This window comes from Butyrivibrio sp. XB500-5, assembly GCF_003625505.1.
GTDB lineage: Bacteria > Bacillota > Clostridia > Lachnospirales > Lachnospiraceae > Butyrivibrio.
Window position 1 is genome coordinate 225,802 of record NZ_RAIS01000004.1, and the last position, 26,579, is coordinate 252,380.

Here is a 26,579-nt window from a genome sequence, read left to right on the forward strand (position 1 = left end):
TCTGCTTAGATTGCTTCCGCAAGATATTCTTTAACATCGATCAAACTATCAAGTACTTTTTCCGCTTTTTCTTTCATCTCATCATCTGCGGGAAGAATATCAGGAACCATGATAGGTCTAAGTTTACCGGCGTTAGCCGATCTTATTCCGTTGTAAGAATCCTCGATAGCGTATGCTCTCTCAGGCTCAACTCCAAGCTCTTCGCAGGCTTTGAGATAAATATCGGGAGCAGGTTTACTTCTTTTTACCATATCTCCGCAGATAAGCACATCAAAGTATTCAAGTATGTTAGCATCGCGAAGCTGCGCCTCAACCTTTGTTTTTCCGGTCGAAGAAGCAAGCGCGATCTTTTTGCCGCTGTTCTTAAGGAAAGACAGGATCTCTTTTATCCCTTCTTTCATCGGAAGTCGGCCTCCGGAATATTTATCATGAAAAATCTGATTTGCTTCAACGTCATATTCATCATACGGAAAGTCCTCACCGTATGCATCAAGCATTATCTCTTTTGTCTTTGCGACGGTCACTCCTATGCATTTATAGAAATTCTCTTCAACGTTCGAGATGTTGTACTTGTTTGCAAGCTCTTTCCAGCAATCCATTATTGCTCTCTCCGAATCGAAGATAACACCGTCCATATCAAAAACTACTGCGTCAAAATCCCTAGTTGTCATTTGTTTTCTCCTACTTGTTTTCTATGCTTTTAAAACCGCTCTCGATAGTGCCGTCGATAAACTCTATCTGCCCCGTCATATCTTTTGCCGATGAAGGGAACGGTGCGTAACCGACCTGATCTCCCGAAACGGGATAATAGAATGTTGTTCCGTCTATTTCAAAGGTATCAACATCGTATGTCCCATAATCCTGTTGATGTACCAGCCACTTTGCATTATATCTTTTTTCCTCATCCATGATCAGGAATGTGCCTTTATATATGTACCACAGCGCAAGCATTGCAATAACACATTTAAAACCTGTAAGAGCAATGCCCCGGTCGATCCTGTTGTATATTATTATTACAACTCTTCCGCATATGATAGCTGCGGTAAGAAGCGCATATACTATCCCGTATCTTATAAGTGGTGCGCTGTTAAACCAGAACAAAAGGCATACTATCATCGTTCCGCCTATAGCCATAAAATCAATCTGATTAAGCATCGTTCTGTGGCTTATGGAAAAGACTTTGTTTTCTTTTGTCGCCTTTTTCTCAAAATGCGTTCCGAGGAATAGGCCCGCCATAAGAAGGTAGATCATAACAGACACTATATCCAACAGTATAATGCCTTTATCAAAGGATGAAAGACTTTTGAACCAAGTCGGAGCCCACGCAGAAAGCGGTGCATTTCCGTATGCAACCACGTCGGTAAAGCCTCGTCCGAATGTCTTTATCTCCAGTGCATCAAACTGCGCCAAGCCTTTTGGAATCTTCCAACTTACATTAAACAGATCGATAAATGTCACAGGATAAACAAGCCACCCCGATATAATAACATTTCTGATAAGAAATGGCGCTGTTATGATAAGCGCCAGCAGCACCGATACTAAAAGCACCTTAGTCTTATGCCTGTTTCTGTTGTGAAGCAGTTTATAAATAGGTATCAGTGACAAAAGAAGAAGCGGCGCCGCAGCAAGTTTGATCGTTATCGCAAAAACACCCAGAAGCGCCAGATGTATGTAAGGAACATAAGACTTCTCATGCGCCACGTTAAGATCCAACCAACTTATTATTATGTAAAAGACCAACATTGCAAGAAAATAGTCCGAAGCCGGCGAAACAATCTCATCTAACACGGAAAAGAGATAGTAGATAGCTGCCATTCTTGCAAAATCCGACAGTACAAAATGTTTTCTCACAACGATATGTTTGATATCAAGGCACTGCCATCCCAAAATAAGCGCCAGAAATCCGGCCATTACATGGTATGACTGCCCTCCGAGAAAGGCCATACTGTACAGCGCGGACAGCGCAAACGCCGAACTGTTATAAGCAAGTCTTACATGAAGATTTCCAAGCCCTTTTACAATCCCGTATTCCTCGATCCATCTTATTGATTGCGCATGATACAAGTCACTGTCATAATGCATGATGCCGTGCGACGTTGCGTATGCCATGATCAGAAACACTGCGGCGTATAAAAAAATATTGCCCTCACTCTTTAATCTTCTGATAAGCTCAGAAAGGTCATCTCGAAGCTCCTCTCTGTAGTAAGTTGCAATGACTACGCATATCGCAACAAGCAGAATATTTTCCGCAAGATCTATTCCGGAAAACAAACTAAAGAACTGAGCATAGACAGTCGTAAGGACAACACCGGTAATTATGTAATTTTTATGGGACTTAATTCTGTAACGCTGCTCTTTTTTGGCCTTCCCATTATTGGAAACCGAAAGCTTCTTCTCTCCATGGGAAAGAATCGCATGGATAAAGCAGTATCCCATCAAGTATGTGGTTATCGTCACATATATCCACAACAATATGACCAATAACATAGATAAATGTCCCTCTTCCCCTCTTCGTTACATAGAAGAAACAATCACCCCGACAATAACACCTATGATTGCTCCGAATAAAACCTGCATAGGCGTGTGACCTACAAATTCCTTAAGCTTTTCCTCAACAGGAATATCGCTGTCAAGCTGAAGGAACCAATCCATCATGTTATTGATGACCTTGGCCTGAATTCCTGTCTCACGTCTTACTCCGGTCGCATCATGCATTACGATAAGAGCCAGTACTCCGGCAATCGCAAACTCAAAAGAAGATGCGCCGTAAAGAGCATATGATGTAGTAACAACAGCCATTACAGTCGCCGAATGTGAGCTCGGCATTCCGCCGTCGCCCATAAGCCTCTCGGGGTTAAATTCCTTATTTACTATAATATATAATATAGTCTTTAAAACCTGAGCAACAAACCATCCGCAAAAAGCAGAAACAAGAATTTTGTTGCCGATAAGTTGATTAAAAACAGACATCTAAAACCTCTATTCCGATCCGATGATCAAAGGATTCCCTTTAAGTATTCCTCGATAGCATCATGCCAATCAGCAAACATATAATCCGATGTGAGCTTGAGCATATAGTTTTCAAGAATACTGTATGCCGGTCTCGGTGCTGCCTGAGGATTTTTCTCAAGATATTCCTTGGTAGTTACATGATTTACTCTGGTCTTCTTACCTGCAATCTTAAATATCTCTTCCGTAAAATCAGCCCAGTTGGTTGACCCTTCGCATGTTCCGTGGAAAGTTCCGTAATTGTCTGTAGGGAAAAGATAGCATATTGCCTTAGCAAGTTCTGTTGCGCTTGTAGGTGTTCCAAGCTGATCCTTTACAACGCTTACCTCTTCGTACTTCTCGGAAAGAGAAAGCATGGTCTTAACAAAATTCTTGCCGTCACCGTATAGCCAAGCAGTTCTGACAATAAAATAATTCTTCGCAAACTCTTTTACAAATTCTTCTCCTGCGAGTTTGGTCTTTCCGTATACACTTACGGGACCTGTCTTATCAAACTCGATATATGGCTTGTCACCGTTTCCCGCAAAAACATAGTCTGTTGAAACATGAACAAGCTTAGCTCCCACTTCAGTAGCTGCTATAGAAAGGTTTCTAGGTCCGATCGCATTGATCTTGTATGAAAGATCCACATCACTCTCCTGCTTGTCAACCGCCGTATATGCGGCGCAGTTGATGATAGCCGCAGGCTTAACCTTTCTTGCAAGTTCAAGACAAGCATCAACATTTGTGATGTCTAAAGGCGTAATTCCATCACCCTCAAAGACATCGGTATTAACAAGCTCATACTCGTTACTTTTTCCCAATTCAATATTGATTGCTCTTCCGAGCTGTCCGTTACAACCTGTAATAATAATCTTTTTCATTTTTTCACCTTTAAAATTCAAAAGTGGACGGCATCACTGCCGTCCGCTATTATGTTGCATAACCATGAAAGCGGTCTTACCGGCTTTCGATCAATCGGCATAAGTTTCGCCGTTAACAGTAAACTTTGAGAATGATCCGCCCTTTTCCTGAACAACAAAGATCATTGTCTTTCCGGTATTGAGTGTGATCTCATCTCCATTGTCATCATAATATGTTGTAGGGCTGTAATCATCAGTCTTTTTCCAAGTAATATGAATCATCTTGCCCTTGGTAATAAAATAACCGTCCTGAGTGGTATCATGCATCTGATATGCCAGATATCCGTTATCATCACGAACTTCATGATATGTTCTCTGGATAATTATATTTGAAAATGCAAGCTGCTCGCCTGTAATAGCGTCCTTCTGTGCGGATCCGTACAAACTCTTGAGATATACTCCCTTATCCTCATCATACTTAAGGGCAGACTTGGTAACAGGGAAACATCCCTTCATATCTATTTCAGTAGCCTCTACCGCATCGGAATAATCCTCAAGCATGTTGGGCTTAACGGCACTCGTGAATTTGAAATGTGATTCGCCTTCAAACTTATCCCTGTGCTCACGAGAAAACTTAGCCTTATCAATAGCCTTCGAAATATGCTCACCGTCGGTGAAAGCAGTATGCTCGGAAGCACTTCCCTTAGGTATTCTGAAAAATGCACCGTAATCGGGTCCCATCACTCCACCTACACCGTTAACATTATCAACATCATCACGTGTAAGTACGGATTTAACGTAAAGCTCGGGTCCTCCGAAATGAACAATGACAGGATCATACTCAAGCGCCGCATATATAAAGTAATCACGGATACTACGAATATTACCTATCTGTTCAAGGTCTTCCCAGTCTTCCAATATTCCCATCTGACGGCTCATGCTGCCTTCTTCCATGATCTCATAAAATACAGCAACATTGCTGAGTCCGTACTGAGGCTGAGCCTCTTTGTTAATAGGATACATAACTGCCAAAGGTCTATTCTCGTTTATCGCTTCATCAACCCATTCGTTGGTAAAATAACTTCTTACCATTCCTTCCTTGGGTGGAGCATCCTCGTCTGCCTCTTCCTCTGTCTCTTCTACAGATGCAGCCTCAACCGGCTGAACATCTTCCAATTTCTCAACACTGATGCCTATAACAGCATCGTCATTTTTCGCACCACAACCAATAAGCATAGATGCTATAAGTCCCACAAGCAAAAATGCCTCAACTTTTTTCATACTAAAATCCTCTCCCGGTAAAAATTATCTGCCTAAGTTTATCACATAATACGATCATTCGCCAAGGCCGGTCTCGATTGCCTGAATCATAGCATTCATAGCTTCTTCTTCATCCGGTCCCTCGCATTTAAACTCAAGTTCATCCCCACACTTGATACATGCGCCGAGCACACTTAACACGCTCTTTGCATTAGCAGTATTTTCCCCGTAGCTGAAAGTAATATGAGATTTAAAATTCATAGCCACCTTACATAAATTACCGGCCGGACGCAAATGTAATCCGGTAGGATTCGTAATGACTACCTTTTGACTAACCATATTACAGCATAACCTCCTCGATAAGCTTAGCAAGCTTATTAGCCTCTTTGTCGATCTCTGCCTGGTCTTTACCCTCGATCATTACTCTTACGAGAGGTTCTGTTCCGGAAGGTCTGATAAGTACTCTTCCGTCTCCGGCAAAATGTTTCTCCAATTCTTCGATAGCACCGGCAATTTCAGGATACTCCATGTATGCTTCCTTCTTGTGATTGGGAACATGAGCATTAACCAGCGCCTGAGGCATAACTTCCATAACTTTGGCAAGTTCTGAAAGAGGCTTCTTTGTGGCAACCATAACCTCCAAAAGATGAAGAGCAGATAACAAACCGTCTCCGGTAGTATTGTCATCCAAGAAGATAATGTGTCCGGACTGTTCGCCTCCAAGGTTGGCACCGATTTCTTTCATGTGCTCGAGAACGTATCTGTCTCCTACCTTGGTCTTATCGACACGAATTCCTTCTCTTTCCGCCATCTTAAAGAATCCCAGGTTACTCATTATTGTTGCTACTATAGTATCTCCGGAAAGTTTGCCCTTCTCCTTCATAAACTTTCCGATAATAGCCATGATCTCATCGCCGTCTACAAGCTTACCGTTCTCATCTACGGCAAGGAATCTGTCAGCATCTCCGTCAAAAGCAAGTCCTATATCTGCTTTCTCGGTAACAACCCTTCCCATCAACTCTTCCATATGTGTTGAACCGCAATTTGCATTGATATTGGTTCCGTCAGGATTGTTATGTATTACAATAACCTCAGCACCAAGCTGTTTGATCGCTTCAACAGAAGTGTAATATGATGCACCCTCAGCGCAGTCCATTACGACCTTCATTCCTTCAAGATTGATATCTACAGCTCTTAAGTTGTGGTTGATATATTCTTCTTTTGCATCACTTCTGTTCTTGATCTTACCGATTCCGGCACCGGTAGGCATCTTTACGCCTTCCATATTGTTCTTGATAAGTGCCTCGATCTCATCCTCAAGCTCGTCGGGAAGCTTATATCCGTTTCCGTCAAAGAATTTGATACCGTTAAACTCCATAGGATTATGGGATGCTGAAATAACTACTCCCGCATCAACTCTGTATTTTCTGGTAAGATATGCAACTGCAGGAGTGGGAATAATACCCACATTGACTACATCCGCACCTACCGAACATGCTCCTGCCATAAGTGCGCTGGCGAGCATATCGCCCGAAAGTCTTGTATCACATCCGACCATAATTGTTGGTCTGTGATTAACCTCTTTAGATAAAACATATGCGCCGGCCTGTCCAAGCTGCATAGCAAGAAGCGGTGTAAGCTCATCATTGGCTACTCCTCTTACACCATCTGTTCCAAATAATCTACCCATGATAAAAACCTCTTTAATCTTCTTTTTTAACTGTTATATATACACTAACGGGAGTCTTCTCTTTAATTCCGTTCGGAAGAACCCACTCTACCTCGGCACTGTATGTACCCTCGGCAAGTTCAGTAAGGTTGTTACTCTTCATGACCTTGTTAATATCCACTGTACCTCTGAGTGCATCGGTATTCAGAACGTTAAGCTTGCTCTCAAGTCCCTCAAGAGTAAGCGAAACCGTATCATATTCATTGTCATCGACCTTCACCTCAAAGCCTTCAGGTGCTTCGCCAACCGTAATGTTCTTAATGCTGACATCAACAGTCGATTCTGTAATGGCTCCTATATTTACTGCTATCATAGCCTTGCCATTGAATTTCGGATCTCCGAACGAGATGCCCGACGGAATATACTTAGTCAGGTCAACGCTATATAGCAGGTTATCTTTCAGTCCCGTTACATCAAGATCATCTGATTCAACCACGATCGAATCTACCTTTTTAAGGACATTGCTCTTACCGGCAATAAGTATTTCTCCCGGATCGGCCGCAACGTCACTGACTGCATATCCGTTTGCAGGTTGTCCCGAATATTTAACCTTGAGCGGTACTTTCTTGGTCTCCAATATCGGAACCTTGAATCCGACTTTTCTGATATTCATTTCCAGATTGGATTCATCCGGATCTATGACTTCGTTGTCATTGTCGTACAACACAATATCGCTCTCTGCGCTTACATCGTCCGCGTGTGCAAATCCGGTCACGTCAATATCTACCGCAGCCTTGGCAACGTTGTTCACAACCGATGCCGGACCGCTTATCTTGATCATATTCTGATTAAGCGCAACATCGCCCGTTATATAGCCGTCCTCAAGCTCTCCTGATGTTGTCGCCACCAATCTGAATGTTCTGGTTGCCTTTTTCTCAACATTTAGCTTGACCACATCTGAACTAAGTACTATGTTGTCTATCTTTTCACTGTACTTATTGGTAGTAACATTGATGCTTACTGTATTTGAAGGCGAAAGCTGCTGCATATCCGCAGTAGCAACTATATTATTTTTCTCAAGCTGCTCAACGATCGAACGCGCCGCATAAACAGTAACGGAACTAATGGTATTTGAACCGTCAAGAATAATTCCGACCTGTCCTCTTTCTTCAAGATAGTCGGGATTCTCTAATGTGACCGTCACATTACGGAAAGTCTTTGACTGCAGGGGATCGTTTATGTTGGTTACCAAAAACCACACAATAAATGCGAACAAAAGCGATACCAATTTAAGTACCCAGTTAGCCGTTAATTTCTTCATTTTTTCACCTTGGCCTTTCTGGCGAAGTACTTAATCGGTGCTTCCTCCTCATGTTTGTCCTGCAAGATACGGAGCCTCTCACGAAGTCTGTCACTGTCAAGAGCTCTTTCAAGCTCTCCTCCGTATGCCACGCTTATCTTACCTGTTTCCTCGGATACAATGATCGTAAGAGAATCGGTGACTTCCGAAACACCTACACCTGCACGATGTCTTGTTCCCAGTTCTTTTCCGATTCCCATATTATCAGAAAGCGGAAGATAGCATGTTGCAGACGTGATCCTGTCTCCTCTGATAAGAACCGCTCCGTCATGAAGCGGAGTATTATGCTCAAAGATATTGATGAGAAGCTGGCTTGAAACCAAAGCATCAACATCAATTCCTGTCCTCTCAAACTCTGTAAGCGGGTGATTCTGCTCTATAACTATAAGTGCACCCGTTCTGACTTTGGCCATCTCCACACTTGCTTTAACAATCTCATTTAAAGTATTGTCGGAAAACCTTCCCGACATTCTTGAATTACCGAGCGACAAAAAATTCGAGAAGAAATTCTTTCGTCCAAGCTCTTCAAGTGCCTTTCGAAGTTCCGGCTGCAATATAACAACCATCGCAATGATTGCAATACTGAACACTCTCTCAACTATCCACAAGATAGTCGACATTTCCATAAGTGTTGCAATAAGAATAAAAACAACGATGACAACTATTCCCTTAAGAAGCGACCATAATCTGGTGTTTTTTGCCCACACCAAAATATGATATACCAGAAATGCAATAATAATTATTTCCAGAATATCAGGGATTCTTATCATGGGCATATGAAGATTTGTTCTGTTTAGATCAAAAAGAGAACCCAAATCCAACTGTTTCATAGTGCTTCCTTAGAACATAGAATAATATCAGCGCTGTCCTGTGGCGCGATTTATCTTTTTAACCCTTCTGTTGGGTGCTGTAAGCGTTACCTTAGGTACCGCTTTTACATAGTAATAATAGTCGTCATCTTCAAACTGAACCTTCTCGGTCCTCGAATAATCAAGATTGAAGGAAAAGAACTCTATCACCAGCGTAAGAACTGCTGAAATGATGGTTCCGATTATAACTCCGGCGATGGAGATGTCTGCTTTGGTCGCAACCGCTCCGATTATCGCAACGATAACAAGAGCAATCGCACCGGATGCAATTGCGATTTTCCAACAATTATCAACTGAAGATCTGCGAATGATATATACAACCGCGATAGTAATTGCAAACGCAGCGATCATTACGATCATAGCCTTGTTTCCAAGCATTCCCGTGATCATTGATTTAAACTCAAGCGCTGCAGCTTCTACGTTTTCACTTCCCGCTCCGGTTGTCTTGGCCGAGAAGTACGATATCATGTACGAGATCACAAGTCCGAATGATACCGAAATTATAGATGCCGGTGTTCCGAGAAGTCCTGCTGCGATAGGTACCACATATGGAATATGCAGGAAGAAAAGCAGCGGAGTAAGAAGCACTGCCAAAGTATCTTTCGGTGAAAATCTAAAATACAAAAGAAACATAAGTGCAAACACTATAAGTGCAATAACTGCACACTCCGGTGCCAACGCAAACAGGTGTCCGATTATGAACACTGCCGCTATAAACACTATGAAATTGGCGGGAAGAATAGCACATAGCAATGATGCCATGAGAACAATAGCGATATTGTTGAGGCTACTCATATAGCCAAGCTTATTGTTGATAACCGCTATTGAGATAAGTGCCAAAAGGAACTTCCACAAATAAGTGATATAAACTTCGTTTTTGATATAAAATTTTCTAATAGCTTGTTTGATTTCTAGTAATGCTGTCATGTTACCTTTCCTTTTCGTACATTCTGGCGAGCCTCTTTAAGTCACCGTAATACCCCTTCATACTCTTACGCATCTTGGAATAGCGATAAGAATAAATAACGTATGATATAAGAGAATACACGCCAACAAGCAGGAGGTAGTAAATTAACAGCCTCCTGCCGGTATTTAATAAATTATTGGTATTGTAAACATCTGCCAAGACTTTCTCAAAGTCATACAAAACATAGGCCCCGACGATAATAACAAAGACGATAGTCGCGCTTATAACAGATTTGATCACATTCAATCCGATATAATCGCTCTTAAAATATGAATTTATCGCATCGTTCTTTTTACCCTCTCGGTCTATGAACGCAGCCATCCTAGTCATCAAGATGACTTTTTCTTCATTTAACATTCTTGCTCCTTAAGTATCCAGGAAGCGCATTCCGGCCTTGTTATCCTTTTTGACGGGCTGTTCAAGTGTAGGCTTGGGTCTGGCAAAGGTATTGTTGAGATTATTTGCCATTGTTGCCTTACATTTGGCACAAAATCTTCCTGTTAATATTGACGCGCCGCAGCTCTCGCACTGGAGCTGAATCGGTGAGCCTTCAGCAAACATCAGTCTCTCCTCACGGATCCACTGCTGGATTTGCTTAGATGATACCTCATTATCTTCTGCGATCTGTTTGAGACTTGCATGCGGATTATCCGCAATGTACTGCTTAACCTTCTGGAAATCCTCTTCGATAGCCTTCTTACAAGGTTCGCAGATTGGCTGACCTCCAATGTAATTAAACATCTTACCGCATCTTGAACAATTCCGTAAGTTCATAAAATGACCTCCATATATGTTAAGTAGTTTGCCCTATGGCAAGCGTAAGGACATAGATTCTGTCCACACCCGTCATACGAAACTCATGGGCGATCTCATCAACGGTACTTCCTGTTGTGTAGATGTCATCGATAATAAGTATACACCTAAATTTTACATCATTTCGCACTATATTAAAAGCTTTTTTCAAATTATTGCGCCTTGTTCGGGCGTCCAAACCCTTCATCGGTACTGTGCTTTTGACCCTTTTTATCACATCCGTGTAAGTGGGGATTCCGATTATCTCGGAAAGCTTCCTCGCATATATCTCCGCCTGGTTATATCCCCTCTCATTTCGCTTTTGTTCATACATCGGAACAGGTATAAGAGCTTGTATACCCAGGTTATTCAACCTTTTCCCAAGTCTTCTTACCGTTTCGGCCGCATAATAATCCGCATATTCGGCTCTTCCCGCATATTTAAACCTATAGATTGATCCTGATATGCTTCTGTACTTAAAAAGCGAGAAGCCTCGATCAAAATAATGCACATGTTTCCTGCAATCCAAGCAATATTCCTCATCCTCTTCAGTTTTCATCAGAGGTTTACCGCATTTCATGCATGTAACTCCCTTTACGGGCTTTGGTTTTTTCCTGCATCCATCGTGAATCAAGCCCCCACGCAATATTTTGCCATCCGAATATACAAAAGGTGGCACTATCCCGTCACATACAGGGCATCTTCTCGGAAAAAGAAGGTCAAACACGATACTCTGCGTTTCTTTTAGCTCTTTATTCTCTATCAACATCAAATACTTCTTTTATCCTATCCGCAAGTCCCGTATATCTCTTAAGCTGCTGCTCATTATCCACCATGTTCATGAGGGTAGCGCTGCTTCCGAGTATACATACCGTGCTCTTTGCTCTTGTAACCGCAGTATATAAAAGATTGCGATTTAAGAGCATCCTTGGTCCGCCAAGAATCGGCATAATAACTGCCGGATATTCACTTCCTTGAGATTTATGAATTGTTATGGCATATGAAAGTTCAATCTCATCAAGCTCAGAAAATGGATATCTGACTCTCCTGTTCTCATCAAATTCCACAACAACATCCTGTGAATATTCATTTATCTCTTTTACTATTCCCATATCGCCGTTAAAAACACCCATTCCCGAATCTATCGGAATATTATACTTTCCGATAACTTCCCATTGGGCTTGGTTATTGTTCCTTATCTGCATGACCTTATCACCCTCTCTTATGAGCTGGTCACCGTAAGCATGCTCTTTTTTGGACGACTCCGGCGGATTTAGGTACTTCTGAAGCACCTGATTGAGCTGTATTGCTCCCAACGGACCTTTTTTCATGGGTGTAAGAACCTGTATGTCGAGCGGTCCGGCGTCGACGTAGCTCGGCAATTTATCTCTGATAAGCTGTATCATGTGCTTGTATATTACATCTGCGTCACTTCTTTCAAGGAAAAAGAAATCTCGGCTCTTGTTATCCAAAACCGGTTTTTCTCCGTTGTGTATCCTGTGAGCATTCATGACAATGTCGCTCTCTTCAGCCTGTCTGAAGATCTTTTTAAGATATATGGTCGGAAATTCTCCGCTGCTAATCAGATCTCCAAGAATCTGACCTGGTCCGACGCTGGGAAGCTGCGAGCTGTCACCTACAAGTATTAGATGTACGCCGGGTACCAGTGCTTTCAAAAGTGCGCAAAAGAGATGAGTGTCAACCATGGACATCTCATCAATTATGATTGCGTCTGCTTCAAGCGGGTTGTCCGAATTCTTTTCAAATCTGGCTCCGCTATGTCTGTCATCGTCTTCTACCTGTCCTGACACTTCCAAAAGCCTATGGATCGTTCTGGCTTCATAGCCTGTCGCCTCGGTCATTCGTTTTGCCGCTCTACCCGTAGGCGCAGCAAGCATGATATCAAGCCCCTCGCTTGCATAGTAATTTATTATGGTATTTATCGTTGTTGTCTTTCCGGTTCCGGGGCCGCCCGTTATTATCACAACTCCGTTGGATATACTCTTTAAAACGGCCTCTCTTTGCAGCTCATCAAGCTCGAGACCTTTTCTTTTTTCAATATCCAGAATGCGCTTTTTATATACTTCTTCCTCAGATGCGGTTACTTTCTCCGATATGTTAAGGTCATGAAGCATCACGGCGCATGCCTGTTCCTCATAGAAATAGCCTGAAGCATAGATATTCCGGTTATTTTTGCACACAAGCTTCTTATCCATTATTAGGTTATCTATCTGCATAGAGATAGAATCGGTATCAATATAGTCTTCCGGACCGTTTCTCAAAAGCTGATCGGTCTTTGAAACAAGCTCTTCTCTCGGAAGATACGTGTTTCCATCCATTGAAGACTGCAAAAGAGTATAAAGAATACCGCTTCTTATGCGATATTCCGAATCCACTCGAATTCCCACTTTGCCCGCTATCTCATCAGCGATCTTAAAGCCGATTCCGCTTATGTCATCTGCAAGTCTATATGGATTCTCCTTTAATATTCCGTATATTCCGGTACCATATCTGTTGTATATCTTTACAGACATGGCATTACTGATCCCATATTGCTGAAGGAATATCATAGCGTCACGCATTTCTCTCTTCTCAGCCATCTGCATCGCTATGTCTATTGCCTTTTTCTCGCTTATTCCCTTTACTTCAGCAAGTCTTTCGGGCTCATCTTCTATGATCCTAAATGTATCGTTTCCGAACTTCTTGACTATCCTAGCCGCAAGAGCCTCTCCGATTCCTCTGATCGCCCCCGATCCCAGATATCTTTGCATCGATACGGCGTCATCCGGAATGGAAATTTTGTAATGCTCCGACTTCAGTTGGTGTCCATAGACGGGATGATCGACAAAAGTACCGGTTATCTCAAGGGTATCGCCGATATCGACATCCTTAAAATTACCGGTGCAGGTGAGTTCATCATCCTCTGTGACAAGATTGAGTACCGCGTAGCCGTTTTCCTCGTTCTTATATATAAAATGTTCTACATAACCTTTTATTGTTTCGTTTTCCATAGTGAATATAGTATAGCACAATAAAAAGCGCTCAATTCTTAAGTTTTCTTAAGAATTGAGCGCCTGAATTTTAGGCTTTATTCGTCCTTTTTCTCGGGAGCATTCGGGATGTCGTAATTGCGTTTTAGATTCTCATAAAGCATCTTGGCAAAACCATTACTCTGAGAATCTACAGAATCGGCACATATATCCTGAAGGGTCTGATCTTTAAAGAAATTGACCAGTGTATTTGTAGATCTGTCCTGAGTTTCCGGTTTAAGTGCATCTACCGACTTCTGCATCTCTTTGTACATCTGCTCAAGGAAATATGCTTCAAATCCTTTACATGCTGCCCAGAGCTCTTCGTCTGTCGACTCCTTGGATGTAGATGAAATCTTGTTCTGAAGCATCGATGCGGAAGCATTCTTGCTTTCCTGCATTGCATATTCAGTTATAGCAGTGGCATTGAGCCCCTTAATATCAAATCCTGCCATATCTATTCCTCATCTTACCTCTTAAGGCCGTTAGCTGTCTGCATCATCTCGTCGGTTGTCTGAATCGCTGTTGAGTTCATTTCATATGCTCTCTGTGCAACGATAAGATTAACCATTTCGGTTGCCACATTAACGTTTGATCCTTCAAGATATCCCTGAACGATCTCACTTCTCTTCATCTCGGCATCGCCTTCAAGCTCTGAAATAGGCTCTCCGCTTGCTGCAGTCTCCTGCCATGCTGCGCTTCCGACTCTCTCAAGTCCTTCTCTGTTTCTGAACTGCCAAAGTCCGATCTGAGCATCGCCTACCTGCTGAGGAACACCTTCCTCATCGGGATAATATATTCTGCCGTCACCGCCGATCGTAATACGGCTCGCAACTGCATTGTTTTCAACAAGAATAGGATTTAAATTCGCATCAAGAACAGGGTTTCCTTCTGCTGTTGTAAGCTCAAGAACATTACCGCCTGTCTCCTGGAGCGCCCATGTGAAGTTACCGTTTCTGGTATACTGCACTGTCTCTCCATCTGCTGCCATGTAAGCAAAGAAACCGTCTCCGCTTATGGCAAGAGCAGCCGGATTGTCACTGTTCTGGAAAGAACCCTGTGAAAAGAACTGATTTATTGTTGAAGTACGAACACCAAGTCCAACCTGTGAATTGGTTGGCTTAGGCGCACCGTTAGCTGTCGTAGTTACAGTTTGCAGCTCCTGATACAAAAGGGATTTAAACTGTGCTCCCTGTGCCTTGTAGCCTACTGTATTAACATTTGCCAAGTTGTTGGAAATGGTATCTACATTAGTCTGTTGAGCATTCATTCCTGTTGCTGCTGACCATAAACTTCTAACCATGTGTCACCTCCGATAATCAAGTTACCGTCCTCCGTGACTGGTAATTTTCATCTCTCTGACTATATATCGGCAAAAACCGAAAAAATAATTATAAAATTTTTATAAAATTTTATCCCATTCTTCCGAGCTGGTTAGCTGCGATATCAAGCGTATCATCTATTGTTGTGATAACTCTCTGGTTGGTATCGTAGTTTCTCTGCACTGCGATCATATTGACCATCTCATCAACAACAGATACATTGGACTGCTCCAAAAATCCCGCATAAATCTGACCATTTGCCTCTACGGGAGCGGTTCCTTCTATAGGAATAAACATATTCTCGCCGTAATGCTCCAGATTGTTATAAGCAATCCTTCCATCGGGATGTATTGTCTTTTCAAAATCAAAAAGACCTATTCTCGCAACTACATCTCCGTCCTGAATAACATCTCCCAATGTGTTGATCTCTACGGGAAGATTGGGATCGATCTCTATATGTCCGCCATCCTGTGAAAGAACGAAATCACCGTCCTGTGTAACAAGTGCTCCGTCAGCGGTAAGTGTGAAATTACCGTCTCTTGTGTACATAATATCTGTCTGGCTCGGAACATCTCTCTCGATGTTGACCGCCTTGTTGGTATATTCAATTCCGAAGAATCCGTATCCGCCGATAGCAAGATCAAACTTGTTGTTTGTCTCCTTCATCGGTCCTTCCGACCAATCAACATAGCCTTCGCCAATCTTAACACCCGGATTAATAATGCCCAGTCCACGAGCTGTGAACGGGGCATCAGTATAGTCTTTGATTTTGAGCGCAAGCTGATCACTGAAAGACTGTGCAGTTGCGCCTTCCTTTTTGTATCCGTTGGTATTGGCATTAGCAAGATTGTTGGTGAGCACATCCATTCTGTGCTGTTCATTGATCATTCCAGTGTAAGCTGTGTATAGACCTTTTACCATACAATTTCACCTCATACCGTCCTGGTCTTACTTATCCATTCAATCCCTGAACGGCGTTGCTGTTTTAATCTTGACGATAGCCAACGATGAATTCCACATAACGACCGGTTCCGATAGCAACCGCTGTCATGGGATCCTCTGCTGTCATTGTATTGATTCCTGTCTTGGAATATATAAGTTCCTCAAGTCCGCGAAGAAGTGCTCCGCCTCCTGTAAGTACGATTCCTCTGTCTGCAATATCCGCAGCAAGCTCCGGAGGAGTATTCTCAAGTACGCTGTGGATAGCCTCTATGATCTGGGATGTAGGCTCTCTGAGTGCTTCCTCAGTCTCCTCGGAAGATACTCTTACAGTCTTGGGAAGACCTGTTACAAGGTTTCTTCCTCTTACATCCATATAATCGTCCTCAGCTCTCGGATAAGCTGAACCGATCTTGATCTTGATATCCTCGGCTGTTCTGTCACCGATAAGAAGATTATGCTTCTTTCTCATGTAACGAACAATTGCCTCATCAAAGTCATCTCCGGCAACCTTAACGGAAGTGCTGACAACTGTTCCGCCAAGTGAGATAACCGCGATATCTGAAGTACCACCACCGATATCTACTATCATATTACCGCAGGGCTTAGTGATGTCGATTCCGGCACCGATGGCAGCCGCGATAGGCTCCTCGATAGTCTTAACATCTCTTGCTCCGCAAAGTCTTGTAGCATCTTCAACAGCCTTCTTCTCAACCTCTGTTGCTCCACTGGGAACACAAACCGCAATAAAAGGCTTTCTGTGAATTCTTTTTCCTATTGCTTTCTTGATGAAATATCTCATCATCTGCTCAGTTATCTTATAGTTAGAAATAACTCCCTGACGAAGCGGTCTTACCGCAACGATATTGCCGGGTGTACGTCCAAGCATAAGTCTCGCATCCTCACCGATTGCCTTGATCTCCTCGGTGTCTCTGTCGTAAGCCACAACTGATGGCTCTTTAAGAACAACTCCCTTTCCTCTTATATACACAAGAACAGACGCTGTTCCCAAATCAATTCCTATATCTGCATACTGCATAATCCTAGAATCCCCTTTCAAAAACTGTGTAGCATTTATTTCAGCGCATAAATGCGGATATTAATATAGTGATTATAATTTCATTGCCATTATAAACCAAAACAGCCAGTTTTAAAAGGGGCTATGCACTTTTATATATTATCGGCATGTTTTCAACATGTCTTTACTTCAGCATTTTCTTGATATAAGCGCCTGTGTAAGACTTCTTACATTTTGCAACTTCCTCGGGTGTTCCGCACACAACAACGGTACCTCCCTTTGATCCTCCTTCGGGTCCCATATCGATAATATAATCTCCCGTTTTTATAACATCGAGATTGTGCTCGATAACGACAACCGTATTTCCTTGTTCAACAAGTTCGTGCATGATCTTTACAAGCTTTTGAACGTCGGCAAAATGAAGTCCTGTCGTCGGCTCATCAAGAATATAGACCGTTTTTCCGGTGCTGACTTTACTTAGCTCGGTCGCAAGTTTAATTCTCTGTGCCTCACCACCTGATAATTCCGTGCTGGGCTGACCAAGTTTAACATATCCAAGTCCTACATCATAAAGCGTCTGTATCTTACGCTTTATTGTCTTTACATTCTCAAAGAAGGTAAGTGCTTCTTCAACGGTCATATTGAGTACATCATAAATATTCTTGCCCTTGTATCTAACCTCCAAAGTCTCGTGGTTATATCTCTTACCTCCGCAAACTTCACAAGGTACATATACGTCGGGAAGGAAATGCATCTCGATCTTTATGATTCCGTCTCCTCCACAGGCTTCGCATCTTCCGCCTTTTACATTGAACGAGAATCTACCCTTCTTGTATCCTTTTGCCTTGGCATCGGGTGTTCCGGCAAAAAGATCTCTTATCATATCGAACACGCCCGTATATGTTGCGGGATTGGATCTGGGTGTTCTTCCGATCGGAGACTGATCGATCGCGATCACCTTATCGACCTGGTCTATTCCCTCAATTGAGTCGTGCTTTCCGGGAATACATCTAGCTCTGTTAAGATCTCGGGCAAGGTGCTTATAAAGAATCTCATTGACAAAAGAGCTCTTTCCGGATCCGGAAACTCCCGTAACTATGGTCATCACTCCGAGCGGAACATCTATATCTACGTTCTTAAGGTTATTTTCTTTGGCGCCTTTTACTTTCAGCCATCCCTTAGGTTGTCTTCTCTCCTTCGGTACTTCTATCTTAAGTTTTCCCGAAAGATACTGACCTGTAATGGACTCTTTTACCTGCATGATCTCTTCTGCGGTTCCGACAGCAACAATCTTACCGCCTCTAGAGCCCGCCCCGGGACCTACATCCACAATGTAGTCAGCCGCTCTCATCGTATCCTCGTCATGCTCGACAACTATAAGTGTATTTCCAAGGTCTCTTAGATTCTTAAGAGTATTAAGCAGTTTATCATTGTCTCTTTGATGAAGTCCGATACTGGGCTCATCAAGGATATAGCATACTCCGCAAAGTCCCGATCCGATCTGAGTCGCAAGTCTGATTCTCTGCGCCTCACCACCCGAAAGTGTTCCCGTTGCTCTGGAAAGGGAAAGATAATCAAGACCTACATCCACAAGGAAGCCGACCCTTGCCTTGATCTCTTTTAATATCTGTCCTCCGACCATAAGCTGGTGCTCGGAAAGCTGCATATTTTCTAGATACTTCTGAAGTTCGTCGATAGACATTGAAGTAATCTCGTAAATATTTTTCCCGTCTATAGTTACGGCGAGTGCTTCTTTCTTAAGCCTCTGACCGTGACATGTGGTACAAGGAGTTATTCTCATAAACTCCTCATACTCCGCTTTGGCTGTCTCTGAAAATGTTTCTCTGTATCTCTGCTCAACATTTCTTATAAGTCCGTCAAAAAGAATAGGATAATCACCCTCTCCTCTTGAGCCCTTGTAATGTACATTGACAGTCTTATCCGCTCCGTATATGAGCATGTGTCTTACTTTCTCGGGAAGATCTTGATATGGCGTGTCGAGACTGAACTTATAAGCCTTGGCCAATGCCTTTAGAGTAGCGTTAGAAAAGCTGCCTTCTTTGTTGGAAGACTGCCATCCCATTACCACGATACATCCGTCATTAAGCGAAAGCGACTTATCGGGAATCATGAGATCTTCATCAAATTCCATCTTGTATCCGAGACCTGCGCAGTCGGGACATGCACCGAAAGGATTATTGAAAGAAAAGCTTCTTGGTTCGATCTCCGCTATACTGATACCACAATCGGGGCAGGCAAAGTTCTGGCTAAAACTAAGCTCTTTTCCTCCAAGAACATCAACCGTAAGAAGTCCATCGGCAAGTCCCAGTGCACTCTCAACAGAATCCGTAAGTCTGCTCCTAAGGCTGTCACTGTCCTCATGAACGACAATTCTGTCGACTATTATCTCTATGTTGTGCTTGATATTCTTATCAAGCTTGATCTCTTCATCGGTAAGGTCATACTGACTTCCGTCAATTCTCGCTCTTACATATCCGGCACGTATCGCTCTGTCGAGCGTCTTGGCATGCTCGCCCTTCTTGCCTCTTACAACGGGAGCAAGAATCTGTATCTTTGTTCCCTCACCCAGTGCAAGAATATGATCGCACATCTCATCCACGGTCTGTCTTCTTATTTCTCGTCCGCAGTTAGGGCAATGCGGGATTCCGATCCTGGCATAAAGAAGCCTGAAGTGATCATAGATCTCAGTAACCGTACCGACAGTTGATCTCGGGTTCTTGTTGGTCGATTTCTGATCTATTGATATGGTAGGAGAAAGTCCCTCTATTCTCTCAACGTTGGGCTTATCCATCTGTCCGAGGAACATTCTCGCATATGAAGAAAGAGATTCCATGTATCTTCTCTGTCCTTCGGCAAAGATGGTATCAAAAGCAAGAGATGACTTACCCGATCCCGAAAGTCCCGTAAATACCGTAAGAGTCTCTCTGGGAATCTTAACACTTACGTGTTTAAGGTTATGCTCATCAGCACCTCTTACCCTGATATAGTCATGTATATCTGAGGGAAGTATTCTCTTGGTCGTTGTATTTTTTTTGGTCATTCTGTTGTTATCAGACATATATTCTCCGATCTCACTTCTTTTTATCAATCCAAAGAGGTTATGATTCATTTGCCTTCCGTAAGGTCATTGTATATTTTTTTGAGATTTATCATCTCGTCGCGAAGCGTTGCTGCGGTCTCGAAATCAAGTTCCGTAGCCGCACGTTTCATCTTCTTCTGTATCTGAGCTATAAGCTTCTCAAGTTCTTCCTTATCCATTGATTCCGGATCTTTCTCAAACTTGACTTCTTCCTTAGCTATGGCCTTGGTAACGGCAATAAGGTCCCTTACCGCCTTCTTGATAGTCTGCGGGGTAATACCATGCTCCTCATTGTACTTTTCCTGAAGCGCTCTACGCCTTCTCGTTTCATCAATAGCCTTCTTCATGGAATCCGTCATGTTGTCGGCATACATGATGACACGACCTTCTGCATTTCTCGCAGCACGTCCTATCGTCTGGATAAGAGAAGTCTCCGAACGAAGGAAACCTTCCTTATCTGCGTCAATTATAGCAACCAGCGATATCTCCGGAATATCAAGTCCCTCTCTGAGAAGATTGATACCCACCAGAACATCAAACACATCAAGTCTCATATCCCTGATAATCTCCGCTCTTTCAAGCGTATCAATATCCGAATGGAGATACTTGACTCTTATACCGGATTCTGCAAGATATTCCGTAAGATCCTCAGCCATCCGCTTGGTAAGCGTGGTGACAAGCACCTTGTTCTTTTTATCTATCTCGGTTCTTATCTCACCGATAAGATCATCAATCTGTCCCTCGACAGGGCGAACCGAAATCTCAGGATCAAGAAGTCCGGTGGGTCTTATAACCTGCTCAGTCCTAAGAAGCTCGTGTTCCTCCTCATATTTACCGGGAGTTGCCGAACAAAAGAGCATCTGATCTATATGCGATTCAAACTCCTCGAAATTAAGCGGTCTGTTATCAAGCGCAGAAGGCAGTCTGAATCCGTAATCAACAAGAGTAAGCTTTCTGCTCCTATCGCCGTGATACATAGCTCCGATCTGCGGTATAGTCATATGTGACTCATCGATTATTATAAGAAAATCCCTGTCAAAGAAGTCCAAAAGAGTGAGCGGCGGCTCACCCGGCTTCATGAAATTAAGGTGCCTTGAATAATTCTCAATACCTGAGCAAAAGCCCGTTTCTCTGAGCATCTCTACGTCAAAATTGGTTCTCTCGGATATCCTCTGAGCTTCAATAAGTCTATCCTCACCCTTAAAGAACTTAATCTGCTCCTCGAGCTCTTTCTCAATATTGTCGCAAGCCGCATTGATCTTCTCCTGCGGAACAACGTAATGAGATGCGGGGTAGATCATAACATGGCTTAATTCGTTTCTGACCTTGGCGGTCACAGGCTCTATCTCCGTGATCCTGTCTATCTCGTCTCCGAAGAACTCAACTCTGATAAGATAGTCATCTGCATTGGCAGGAAATATCTCAATCGTATCTCCTCTGACTCTGAAGTTACATCTTCCGAGCTCCATGTCATTTCTGTTGTACTGAATGGCCACAAGCTCTTTGATCGTTTCATCTCTGTCTTTCTGCATGCCCGGACGCAGAGAAATAGACATCCCCTTGAACTCATCCGGACTTCCCAGTCCATAAATACAGGAAACACTGGCTACTACGATGACATCATTCCTCTCTGAAAGAGAAGCTGTCGCAGACAGTCTGAGCTTATCTATCTCATCATTTATCGAAGAATCCTTGGCTATATATGTATCAGTCTGAGGAACATATGCCTCCGGCTGATAATAATCATAGTAGGATACAAAGTACTCAACGGCATTTTCCGGAAAGAATTCTTTCATCTCGCCATATAACTGACCAGCAAGTGTCTTGTTATGTGAAATGATAAGTGTGGGTTTATTCAGGGCCGCAATAACATTGGCCATGGTAAAAGTCTTACCGGAACCGGTAACTCCAAGCAAAGTCTCAAACTGGTTTCCTTCACGGAAACCCTTCACAAGATCCTCTATTGCCTTGGGCTGATCGCCGGTAGGCTTATAATCAGAATGTAGTTTGAAGTCCATTATTTCTTATAACCTCATCTTCTATGGATAGACCTGAAACAAGTACGGTATACCATTCGTAGTATATCATTACGAGTGATAACTGTCTATAAAAATCTGAACATACGTTCGCGAGTTTCCTCAAGCAAAAGCCGTAGGCTTTTTATTTGCCTACGGCTTTCATCAATGCTCTTTCCTTATTTAGTTTGCAAATTCTTGGACAAAATATACTGTTCCGCCTTCAATATAGTATCCAAACCCAACGTATTTCCATGATGCATCCAACATATTCTCATTATGTCCGGAACTGCCTTTAAACAATCCCATTGAGTTTGAAATATTGGCTTGCGGATCGGTCGCACTTGAATAGATCATACCAAGGTTTTCACCGACAGCCTGCGTTGTATATCCAAGTTCTGTGTACGCTCCCGCAAAATCTGTACCGTTGGGACGATTATGCGAGAACTTCTTAGCTATCTCTTTTGCTCTTAAGTTTCCGACATCAACACATTTCTGGCTGAGTTCGAGCGCCGGCAATCCGTTTGATGTACGATAAGCATTGAGTTGTGCAAACATATCCAGCACATACTTATCCGCAACAACATTGCCCGCCTGATTTGGTCTGACCGCTCCCTGAACCGCTGCGGCTTCGTCCGGGCAGCACTTCCTGCCTTCTTTTTTGCCGAATGTGATATAGTGTTTTTTAAGCGCTTTCTCGTCATATCCGAAAGTCGCTTTCAGATCCGGGTACGTATCAGCGTAATAATGATAATCGAACTTCGAATCCGCCTGTGTTTCTGCTGCGTATGTGTCAGCAGACTTAGTACATATCAGCATTACAGCTATGGCAATAGTTGAAAATCCCTTTATTGCTGCCTTTTTGATTAGTAATAATTTCTGCTCTTTTTTCAACATAGGGTCCATTATACTTGAAATAAAATATAAAAAAACCTTTTTCACACTTTTTTGACACTTTTTTACTTAAATATTCAATTTTTTTATAGGTTAAAAGAGTCATATGTATAGACCATATCCTGCTCTATAACGAAATCATCCATGCTGATCCTGTCTTCAGGACAGTAAGTATCAAGCAGTCTTGTGGTACACATTGCAGCCGTCGCCTCGCCCTCCGTAATCTCCGCCGGGGCTTCACCCTCTCCGACCAGAAGACTTCCGACTCCCAAAATAAGCAGTAACGCTATAAAAATAACAACAAAAGTGTATATAAAAATAATCATTTAAACTCCTCTAAATATTCTTCAATCCTTATCCTAGCAACTCCGAGTCTCTCTTTGACCGCAGGAATTCTCTTTCTTGCATCCTCCTGCACATAGTCTTTTGCAGGTGTGTAATATGCCATTCCGGCAGATATTACCGCTGAAAGACAAGCTGCTGCTACACCGGCCTTTATAACCATTATCATCTTTCTGAACATGACCGTTCTCGGATATCTCATAAGCGCCGCTTTTATCTCATCACAGCTTTTAAACCTATCCTCTCTGTCAGGTTTAATACATTTATCGATCAATGACATAAGCTCAGGTGATACGCCTCGCACTCCCGCTTCTTTGGCTCTTGAAACAGCCACGTCATCTTTGGGATCGATCCCTGACACCATCTGCAAGAGAGTCATCCCAAAGCAGTATATATCTGTCTTTGGATCCGTTTGCCCAAGATGCCCGTATTGTTCGGGTGCAGCAAAACCGCATGTTCCCAGATAGGTACTGTCAGTTGTCTCTCCCTCTCTGTAAACTCTGGCAACTCCGTAATCTATAAGTGTCACGACATTATCATTTCCCAATATTATGTTTGACGGCTTTAAATCTCTGTAGATCACCGGTTCTTTTAACCCGTGGAGATAACCGAGTATTGTAACAAGCTCAGTTCCTATCCTGACCGCTTCTTTTTCCTTAAGTCTTCCGTTTTCACCTATTATGGTAAAAAGACTTTTCCCCGGAATATACTCTGTAGCTATATATCCTTCTCCGCAATCTATAAGCCTCGGTATTCCTTTGAATTTAAGCCTCTTAAGGATATCCGCCTCGTTTTTAAGACTCTCGCTTGCCTTTTTGTACCTTTTATCACCTGTATCTCTCAAGATCTTTAAGGTCACGAGTTTCCCGCCCGCTCTGTCGCGTGCAAGAAAAGCATCTCCGCATCCTCCTCTGCCGAGCAGCTTTATCCGCTTATATCTATGTAAAACCATATTATCCATACGTCAGAACTCCATGCAAAGCGCTGCTACGGAAACGTTGTCTTCTTCATTTCTTGAATATGCTCTTTCAGCAAGTTTTTTGCACGAATCAAGCATATCTTCAGATGTCACGCACATCTGAGGGCATAGCATTTTAAAGGCCTCATCACTGTTCATGGTCTTCCAAAAGCCGTCACTGCACGCCAGAACAGTTGAATTGCCGTCAAACTGCCCCACCTCTATTTCAGGCTCAGGCGTTCCTGACGTTCCGACACATTGCAAAAGAACGTTTTGCGCAATACTCTGATCCTTTGTAAGCTGCCTTACATCATCCTTCCCGGCGATATAGATTCTGGAATCTCCGATATTCATGAGAATATATTTTGTCCCTATCTGTAAAAGTGCGGTAAGTGTCGTTCCAAGCTTAATACGTCTGTGTTTTCCGTATCTTCTTATCTCACCGTTCACTCTTGCGATAAGTCTTCTCCAAGACTGCTCTATTACTTCAAACAATCTCTCGCCCTCTAGATCCTGCATAAGGCACAACTCTTCATGGAACCAGTTTTCCAAAGCTCTTATAACCTTGCAGCTTGCTACCTCTCCCTTAGACAAGCCTCCCAATCCGTCACAGACTGCGACAAAAGAGATTCTTCCCAAATTTTTAGTTCTTGCTACTTTTACCAAAACAGAGTCTTGGTTTACTTTACGGGCAATACCCGCATCCGTGTAAATACATGCTTTTACTTTCATAACTTACCTTTCAAAAACAAAAAATAACAGTGTGGAATACCGCCCGATACGGGCAAGAAGTATTAACCGAAATAAAAAGAAAAACTGTGCCAATGAATGACACAGTTTTGTATGGTACTCTCAATTTAATTATTTGTCAAGAAGGTCTTTCATAACCTCTACAGCCTTATCAAGCTGATTGTCTGTTTTATCCTCAGTATAAGCGTCGGCGTCAAATTCTACCTCAACATCAGGTTCAATTCCTATTCCGTGGATATTGTTTCCGTTGGGCGTAAAGTAACTGCTTACGGTAAGCTTCACTGCAGTTCCGTCATTAAGATTATATACACTCTGGACAATTCCTTTTCCGAATGTTTTGGTTCCGACAAGCTTTGCCAATTCGTAATCCTTTAAGGCTCCGGCCAATATCTCCGATGCACTCGCCGAATATCCGTTTACAAGAACAACGATCGGTATCTCCAGTTTGCTTTCATTTTTACATGTGTAATCTACTCGATTACCGTCTCTGTCCACGGTATATACGATCGTACTGCCTTTTGCAATGATCTGATCCGCTATATCACAGGCAGTCTTAAGGTTTCCTCCAGGATTACTTCTAAGATCGATGATAAGACCTTTCAAATCATCAGCCTTAAGTTCCGCCAATCTCTCTACAAACTGATTGTAGGTAACTTCATCAAATTCAGTTATCTGAATATATCCGATTCCGTCATCCAAGGACTTAGCTTCAACAGTGGGAACTTCTATCTTTTTACGATATACGTCCACCTCGACAGTTTCCTTGGCACTTTCTCTTTCAAGTGTCAGATGTACAGTCGTTCCTTCTTCGCCCTTTATTCTTGAAACAACCTCTTCAGTCGTAAGCCCCTGAACGCTTTCTTTGTTGACCTCGGTAATAATGTCATCAGCCAGAATTCCGGCCTCTTCAGCAGGTGTTCCGGGCATAACCTTGCTTATACGCGGCATATTGATTGTGGTGTCCATTGATATATAGGCACCTATACCGAAGTATATTCCCTGAGTTTCGTTCTCAAACACTGTAAGATCTTCTTCGGAATAATATACCGAATAAGGATCGTCCAAAGAATCAAGTAGGCCTTTATAAAGTCCGTCTCTCTCCTTTTTCTTATCTACATCGGTCTTATAATAGCAAGAATCTATGAGCGCTTCGAGCCTATTTATCTTGGCGGCAGTCTCATCATTCATTATCCCCAATCCATTGCTGTTGCCAAAGGATACGTAGTGTAATGCTATGCCCACAGCAGCACATATAAAAGCCGTGCACATAGTTCCTATAAGAATTCCGCTTATAAATCTTCTTCTAAGCCTTTTTTCTTCTTCGTTGTCGTAAAATCTCGCTTCACTTACAGTTTCCGCCGCAGTAAAGTATTCTGACTTAGTTTCTTCTGTCTTAGTCTCTTCTGTCATGTTGTTGTTAAAATCCACTTTTTACTCCCCACTC

The 26,579-nt window shown here is 42.7% G+C and carries 25 protein-coding genes; all 25 read right to left on the bottom strand.

All coding sequences use genetic code 11. The features are described from left to right. Positions 1–5: 5 nt before the first annotated feature. The 25 genes from D6856_RS09075 to D6856_RS09195 all read right to left on the bottom strand — a co-directional run bounded on the left by D6856_RS09075 (position 6) and on the right by D6856_RS09195 (position 26,563). Positions 6–671: an HAD family hydrolase gene (locus tag D6856_RS09075; protein WP_120686619.1), complete on the bottom strand. Its 666-nt coding sequence runs from the start codon at positions 669–671 to the stop codon at positions 6–8. Between the two features lie 10 nt (positions 672–681). Then, the gene (locus D6856_RS09080; protein WP_120686620.1) at positions 682–2,487 is read right to left on the bottom strand and encodes an LIC_10190 family membrane protein; all 1,806 of its coding nucleotides are present in this window, start codon (positions 2,485–2,487) and stop codon (positions 682–684) included. Positions 2,488–2,514: 27 nt separating this feature from the next. Next, complete coding sequence (locus D6856_RS09085) at positions 2,515–2,970, bottom strand: divergent PAP2 family protein (RefSeq protein ID WP_092247410.1); 456 nt, start codon at positions 2,968–2,970, stop codon at positions 2,515–2,517. Between the two features lie 26 nt (positions 2,971–2,996). Continuing rightward, the gene (gene rfbD / locus D6856_RS09090) at positions 2,997–3,872 is read right to left on the bottom strand and encodes a dTDP-4-dehydrorhamnose reductase (protein ID WP_120686621.1); all 876 of its coding nucleotides are present in this window, start codon (positions 3,870–3,872) and stop codon (positions 2,997–2,999) included. A gap of 90 nt (positions 3,873–3,962) precedes the next feature. Next, complete coding sequence (locus D6856_RS09095; protein WP_120686622.1) at positions 3,963–5,132, bottom strand: DUF3048 domain-containing protein; 1,170 nt, start codon at positions 5,130–5,132, stop codon at positions 3,963–3,965. Between the two features lie 54 nt (positions 5,133–5,186). Continuing rightward, entirely contained in the window at positions 5,187–5,450 is a 264-nt protein-coding gene (locus D6856_RS09100) for an HPr family phosphocarrier protein (RefSeq protein WP_092247419.1), read from the bottom strand. A gap of 1 nt (position 5,451) precedes the next feature. Continuing rightward, positions 5,452–6,801 (bottom strand): phosphoglucosamine mutase, encoded by a 1,350-nt coding sequence (gene glmM, locus D6856_RS09105; RefSeq protein WP_120686623.1) that lies wholly within the window; start codon positions 6,799–6,801, stop codon positions 5,452–5,454. A gap of 13 nt (positions 6,802–6,814) precedes the next feature. Next, on the bottom strand, positions 6,815–8,101 hold the full coding sequence (locus tag D6856_RS09110; protein WP_120686624.1) for a CdaR family protein: 1,287 nt from the start codon (positions 8,099–8,101) through the stop codon (positions 6,815–6,817). Continuing rightward, a complete protein-coding gene (cdaA, locus tag D6856_RS09115; RefSeq protein WP_092247427.1) occupies positions 8,098–8,970 on the bottom strand; it encodes a diadenylate cyclase CdaA in 873 nt (290 codons plus the stop codon). Before cdaA ends, D6856_RS09110 begins: the two co-directional genes overlap by 4 nt. 27 nt (positions 8,971–8,997) lie before the next feature. Continuing rightward, on the bottom strand, positions 8,998–9,936 hold the full coding sequence (locus tag D6856_RS09120; protein ID WP_092247430.1) for a hypothetical protein: 939 nt from the start codon (positions 9,934–9,936) through the stop codon (positions 8,998–9,000). A 1-nt stretch (position 9,937) separates the two neighbouring features. Further along, entirely contained in the window at positions 9,938–10,333 is a 396-nt protein-coding gene (locus D6856_RS09125; RefSeq protein WP_092247433.1) for a hypothetical protein, read from the bottom strand. Positions 10,334–10,342: 9 nt separating this feature from the next. Continuing rightward, the gene (locus D6856_RS09130; protein ID WP_199704132.1) at positions 10,343–10,750 is read right to left on the bottom strand and encodes a flagellar protein; all 408 of its coding nucleotides are present in this window, start codon (positions 10,748–10,750) and stop codon (positions 10,343–10,345) included. Positions 10,751–10,769: 19 nt separating this feature from the next. Further along, on the bottom strand, positions 10,770–11,537 hold the full coding sequence (locus tag D6856_RS09135) for a ComF family protein (protein WP_120686626.1): 768 nt from the start codon (positions 11,535–11,537) through the stop codon (positions 10,770–10,772). Continuing rightward, positions 11,521–13,779 (bottom strand): SF1B family DNA helicase RecD2, encoded by a 2,259-nt coding sequence (recD2, locus tag D6856_RS09140; protein WP_120686627.1) that lies wholly within the window; start codon positions 13,777–13,779, stop codon positions 11,521–11,523. Before recD2 ends, D6856_RS09135 begins: the two co-directional genes overlap by 17 nt. Before the next feature lie 77 nt (positions 13,780–13,856). After that, positions 13,857–14,252: a hypothetical protein gene (locus tag D6856_RS09145; protein ID WP_092247443.1), complete on the bottom strand. Its 396-nt coding sequence runs from the start codon at positions 14,250–14,252 to the stop codon at positions 13,857–13,859. 14 nt (positions 14,253–14,266) lie between these two features. Further along, positions 14,267–15,100: a flagellar hook-basal body protein gene (locus D6856_RS09150; protein ID WP_092247445.1), complete on the bottom strand. Its 834-nt coding sequence runs from the start codon at positions 15,098–15,100 to the stop codon at positions 14,267–14,269. Between the two features lie 109 nt (positions 15,101–15,209). Next, complete coding sequence (locus D6856_RS09155; protein WP_092247447.1) at positions 15,210–16,040, bottom strand: flagellar hook-basal body protein; 831 nt, start codon at positions 16,038–16,040, stop codon at positions 15,210–15,212. A gap of 64 nt (positions 16,041–16,104) precedes the next feature. Continuing rightward, positions 16,105–17,097, bottom strand: coding sequence for a rod shape-determining protein (locus D6856_RS09160; protein ID WP_092247449.1), 993 nt, complete (start codon positions 17,095–17,097; stop codon positions 16,105–16,107). Positions 17,098–17,260: 163 nt separating this feature from the next. Continuing rightward, positions 17,261–20,137: an excinuclease ABC subunit UvrA gene (uvrA, locus tag D6856_RS09165; protein ID WP_120686688.1), complete on the bottom strand. Its 2,877-nt coding sequence runs from the start codon at positions 20,135–20,137 to the stop codon at positions 17,261–17,263. 65 nt (positions 20,138–20,202) lie between these two features. Beyond that, positions 20,203–22,194, bottom strand: a complete 1,992-nt coding sequence (uvrB, locus tag D6856_RS09170) for an excinuclease ABC subunit UvrB (protein ID WP_120686628.1) — start codon at positions 22,192–22,194, stop codon at positions 20,203–20,205. A 180-nt stretch (positions 22,195–22,374) separates the two neighbouring features. Then, positions 22,375–23,088, bottom strand: a complete 714-nt coding sequence (locus D6856_RS09175) for a CAP domain-containing protein (protein ID WP_207667274.1) — start codon at positions 23,086–23,088, stop codon at positions 22,375–22,377. An 83-nt stretch (positions 23,089–23,171) separates the two neighbouring features. Continuing rightward, on the bottom strand, positions 23,172–23,411 hold the full coding sequence (locus D6856_RS09180; protein WP_092247455.1) for a hypothetical protein: 240 nt from the start codon (positions 23,409–23,411) through the stop codon (positions 23,172–23,174). Next, complete coding sequence (locus D6856_RS09185) at positions 23,408–24,388, bottom strand: serine/threonine protein kinase (RefSeq protein WP_120686630.1); 981 nt, start codon at positions 24,386–24,388, stop codon at positions 23,408–23,410. Before D6856_RS09185 ends, D6856_RS09180 begins: the two co-directional genes overlap by 4 nt. Positions 24,389–24,391: 3 nt before the next feature. Then, positions 24,392–25,117 (bottom strand): PP2C family protein-serine/threonine phosphatase, encoded by a 726-nt coding sequence (locus D6856_RS09190; RefSeq protein ID WP_120686631.1) that lies wholly within the window; start codon positions 25,115–25,117, stop codon positions 24,392–24,394. Positions 25,118–25,246: 129 nt separating this feature from the next. Continuing rightward, entirely contained in the window at positions 25,247–26,563 is a 1,317-nt protein-coding gene (locus D6856_RS09195) for a S41 family peptidase (RefSeq protein WP_243114063.1), read from the bottom strand. Positions 26,564–26,579: the final 16 nt, after the last annotated feature.

Excerpts from the sequence above, each read along its gene's own strand:
- D6856_RS09145 (WP_092247443.1), bottom strand. The coding sequence starts at position 14,252 with ATGGCAGGATTTGATATTAAGGGGCTCAATGCCACTGCTATAACTGAA.
- D6856_RS09120 (WP_092247430.1), bottom strand. The coding sequence starts at position 9,936 with ATGACAGCATTACTAGAAATCAAACAAGCTATTAGAAAATTTTATATC.
- rfbD (WP_120686621.1), bottom strand. The coding sequence starts at position 3,872 with ATGAAAAAGATTATTATTACAGGTTGTAACGGACAGCTCGGAAGAGCA.
- D6856_RS09180 (WP_092247455.1), bottom strand. The coding sequence starts at position 23,411 with ATGATTATTTTTATATACACTTTTGTTGTTATTTTTATAGCGTTACTG.
- D6856_RS09135 (WP_120686626.1), bottom strand. The coding sequence starts at position 11,537 with ATGTTGATAGAGAATAAAGAGCTAAAAGAAACGCAGAGTATCGTGTTT.
- D6856_RS09160 (WP_092247449.1), bottom strand. The coding sequence starts at position 17,097 with ATGCAGTATGCAGATATAGGAATTGATTTGGGAACAGCGTCTGTTCTT.
- D6856_RS09075 (WP_120686619.1), bottom strand. The coding sequence starts at position 671 with ATGACAACTAGGGATTTTGACGCAGTAGTTTTTGATATGGACGGTGTT.
- D6856_RS09190 (WP_120686631.1), bottom strand. The coding sequence starts at position 25,117 with ATGAAAGTAAAAGCATGTATTTACACGGATGCGGGTATTGCCCGTAAA.
- uvrA (WP_120686688.1), bottom strand. The coding sequence starts at position 20,137 with ATGACCAAAAAAAATACAACGACCAAGAGAATACTTCCCTCAGATATA.
- D6856_RS09155 (WP_092247447.1), bottom strand. The coding sequence starts at position 16,040 with ATGGTAAAAGGTCTATACACAGCTTACACTGGAATGATCAATGAACAG.
- D6856_RS09125 (WP_092247433.1), bottom strand. The coding sequence starts at position 10,333 with ATGTTAAATGAAGAAAAAGTCATCTTGATGACTAGGATGGCTGCGTTC.
- D6856_RS09085 (WP_092247410.1), bottom strand. The coding sequence starts at position 2,970 with ATGTCTGTTTTTAATCAACTTATCGGCAACAAAATTCTTGTTTCTGCT.
- D6856_RS09130 (WP_199704132.1), bottom strand. The coding sequence starts at position 10,750 with ATGAACTTACGGAATTGTTCAAGATGCGGTAAGATGTTTAATTACATT.
- D6856_RS09100 (WP_092247419.1), bottom strand. The coding sequence starts at position 5,450 with ATGGTTAGTCAAAAGGTAGTCATTACGAATCCTACCGGATTACATTTG.
- uvrB (WP_120686628.1), bottom strand. The coding sequence starts at position 22,194 with ATGGACTTCAAACTACATTCTGATTATAAGCCTACCGGCGATCAGCCC.
- D6856_RS09095 (WP_120686622.1), bottom strand. The coding sequence starts at position 5,132 with ATGAAAAAAGTTGAGGCATTTTTGCTTGTGGGACTTATAGCATCTATG.
- D6856_RS09110 (WP_120686624.1), bottom strand. The coding sequence starts at position 8,101 with ATGAAGAAATTAACGGCTAACTGGGTACTTAAATTGGTATCGCTTTTG.
- recD2 (WP_120686627.1), bottom strand. The coding sequence starts at position 13,779 with ATGGAAAACGAAACAATAAAAGGTTATGTAGAACATTTTATATATAAG.
- D6856_RS09175 (WP_207667274.1), bottom strand. The coding sequence starts at position 23,088 with ATGTTGAAAAAAGAGCAGAAATTATTACTAATCAAAAAGGCAGCAATA.
- cdaA (WP_092247427.1), bottom strand. The coding sequence starts at position 8,970 with ATGAAACAGTTGGATTTGGGTTCTCTTTTTGATCTAAACAGAACAAAT.
- D6856_RS09185 (WP_120686630.1), bottom strand. The coding sequence starts at position 24,388 with ATGGATAATATGGTTTTACATAGATATAAGCGGATAAAGCTGCTCGGC.
- D6856_RS09150 (WP_092247445.1), bottom strand. The coding sequence starts at position 15,100 with ATGGTTAGAAGTTTATGGTCAGCAGCAACAGGAATGAATGCTCAACAG.
- D6856_RS09080 (WP_120686620.1), bottom strand. The coding sequence starts at position 2,487 with ATGTTATTGGTCATATTGTTGTGGATATATGTGACGATAACCACATAC.
- glmM (WP_120686623.1), bottom strand. The coding sequence starts at position 6,801 with ATGGGTAGATTATTTGGAACAGATGGTGTAAGAGGAGTAGCCAATGAT.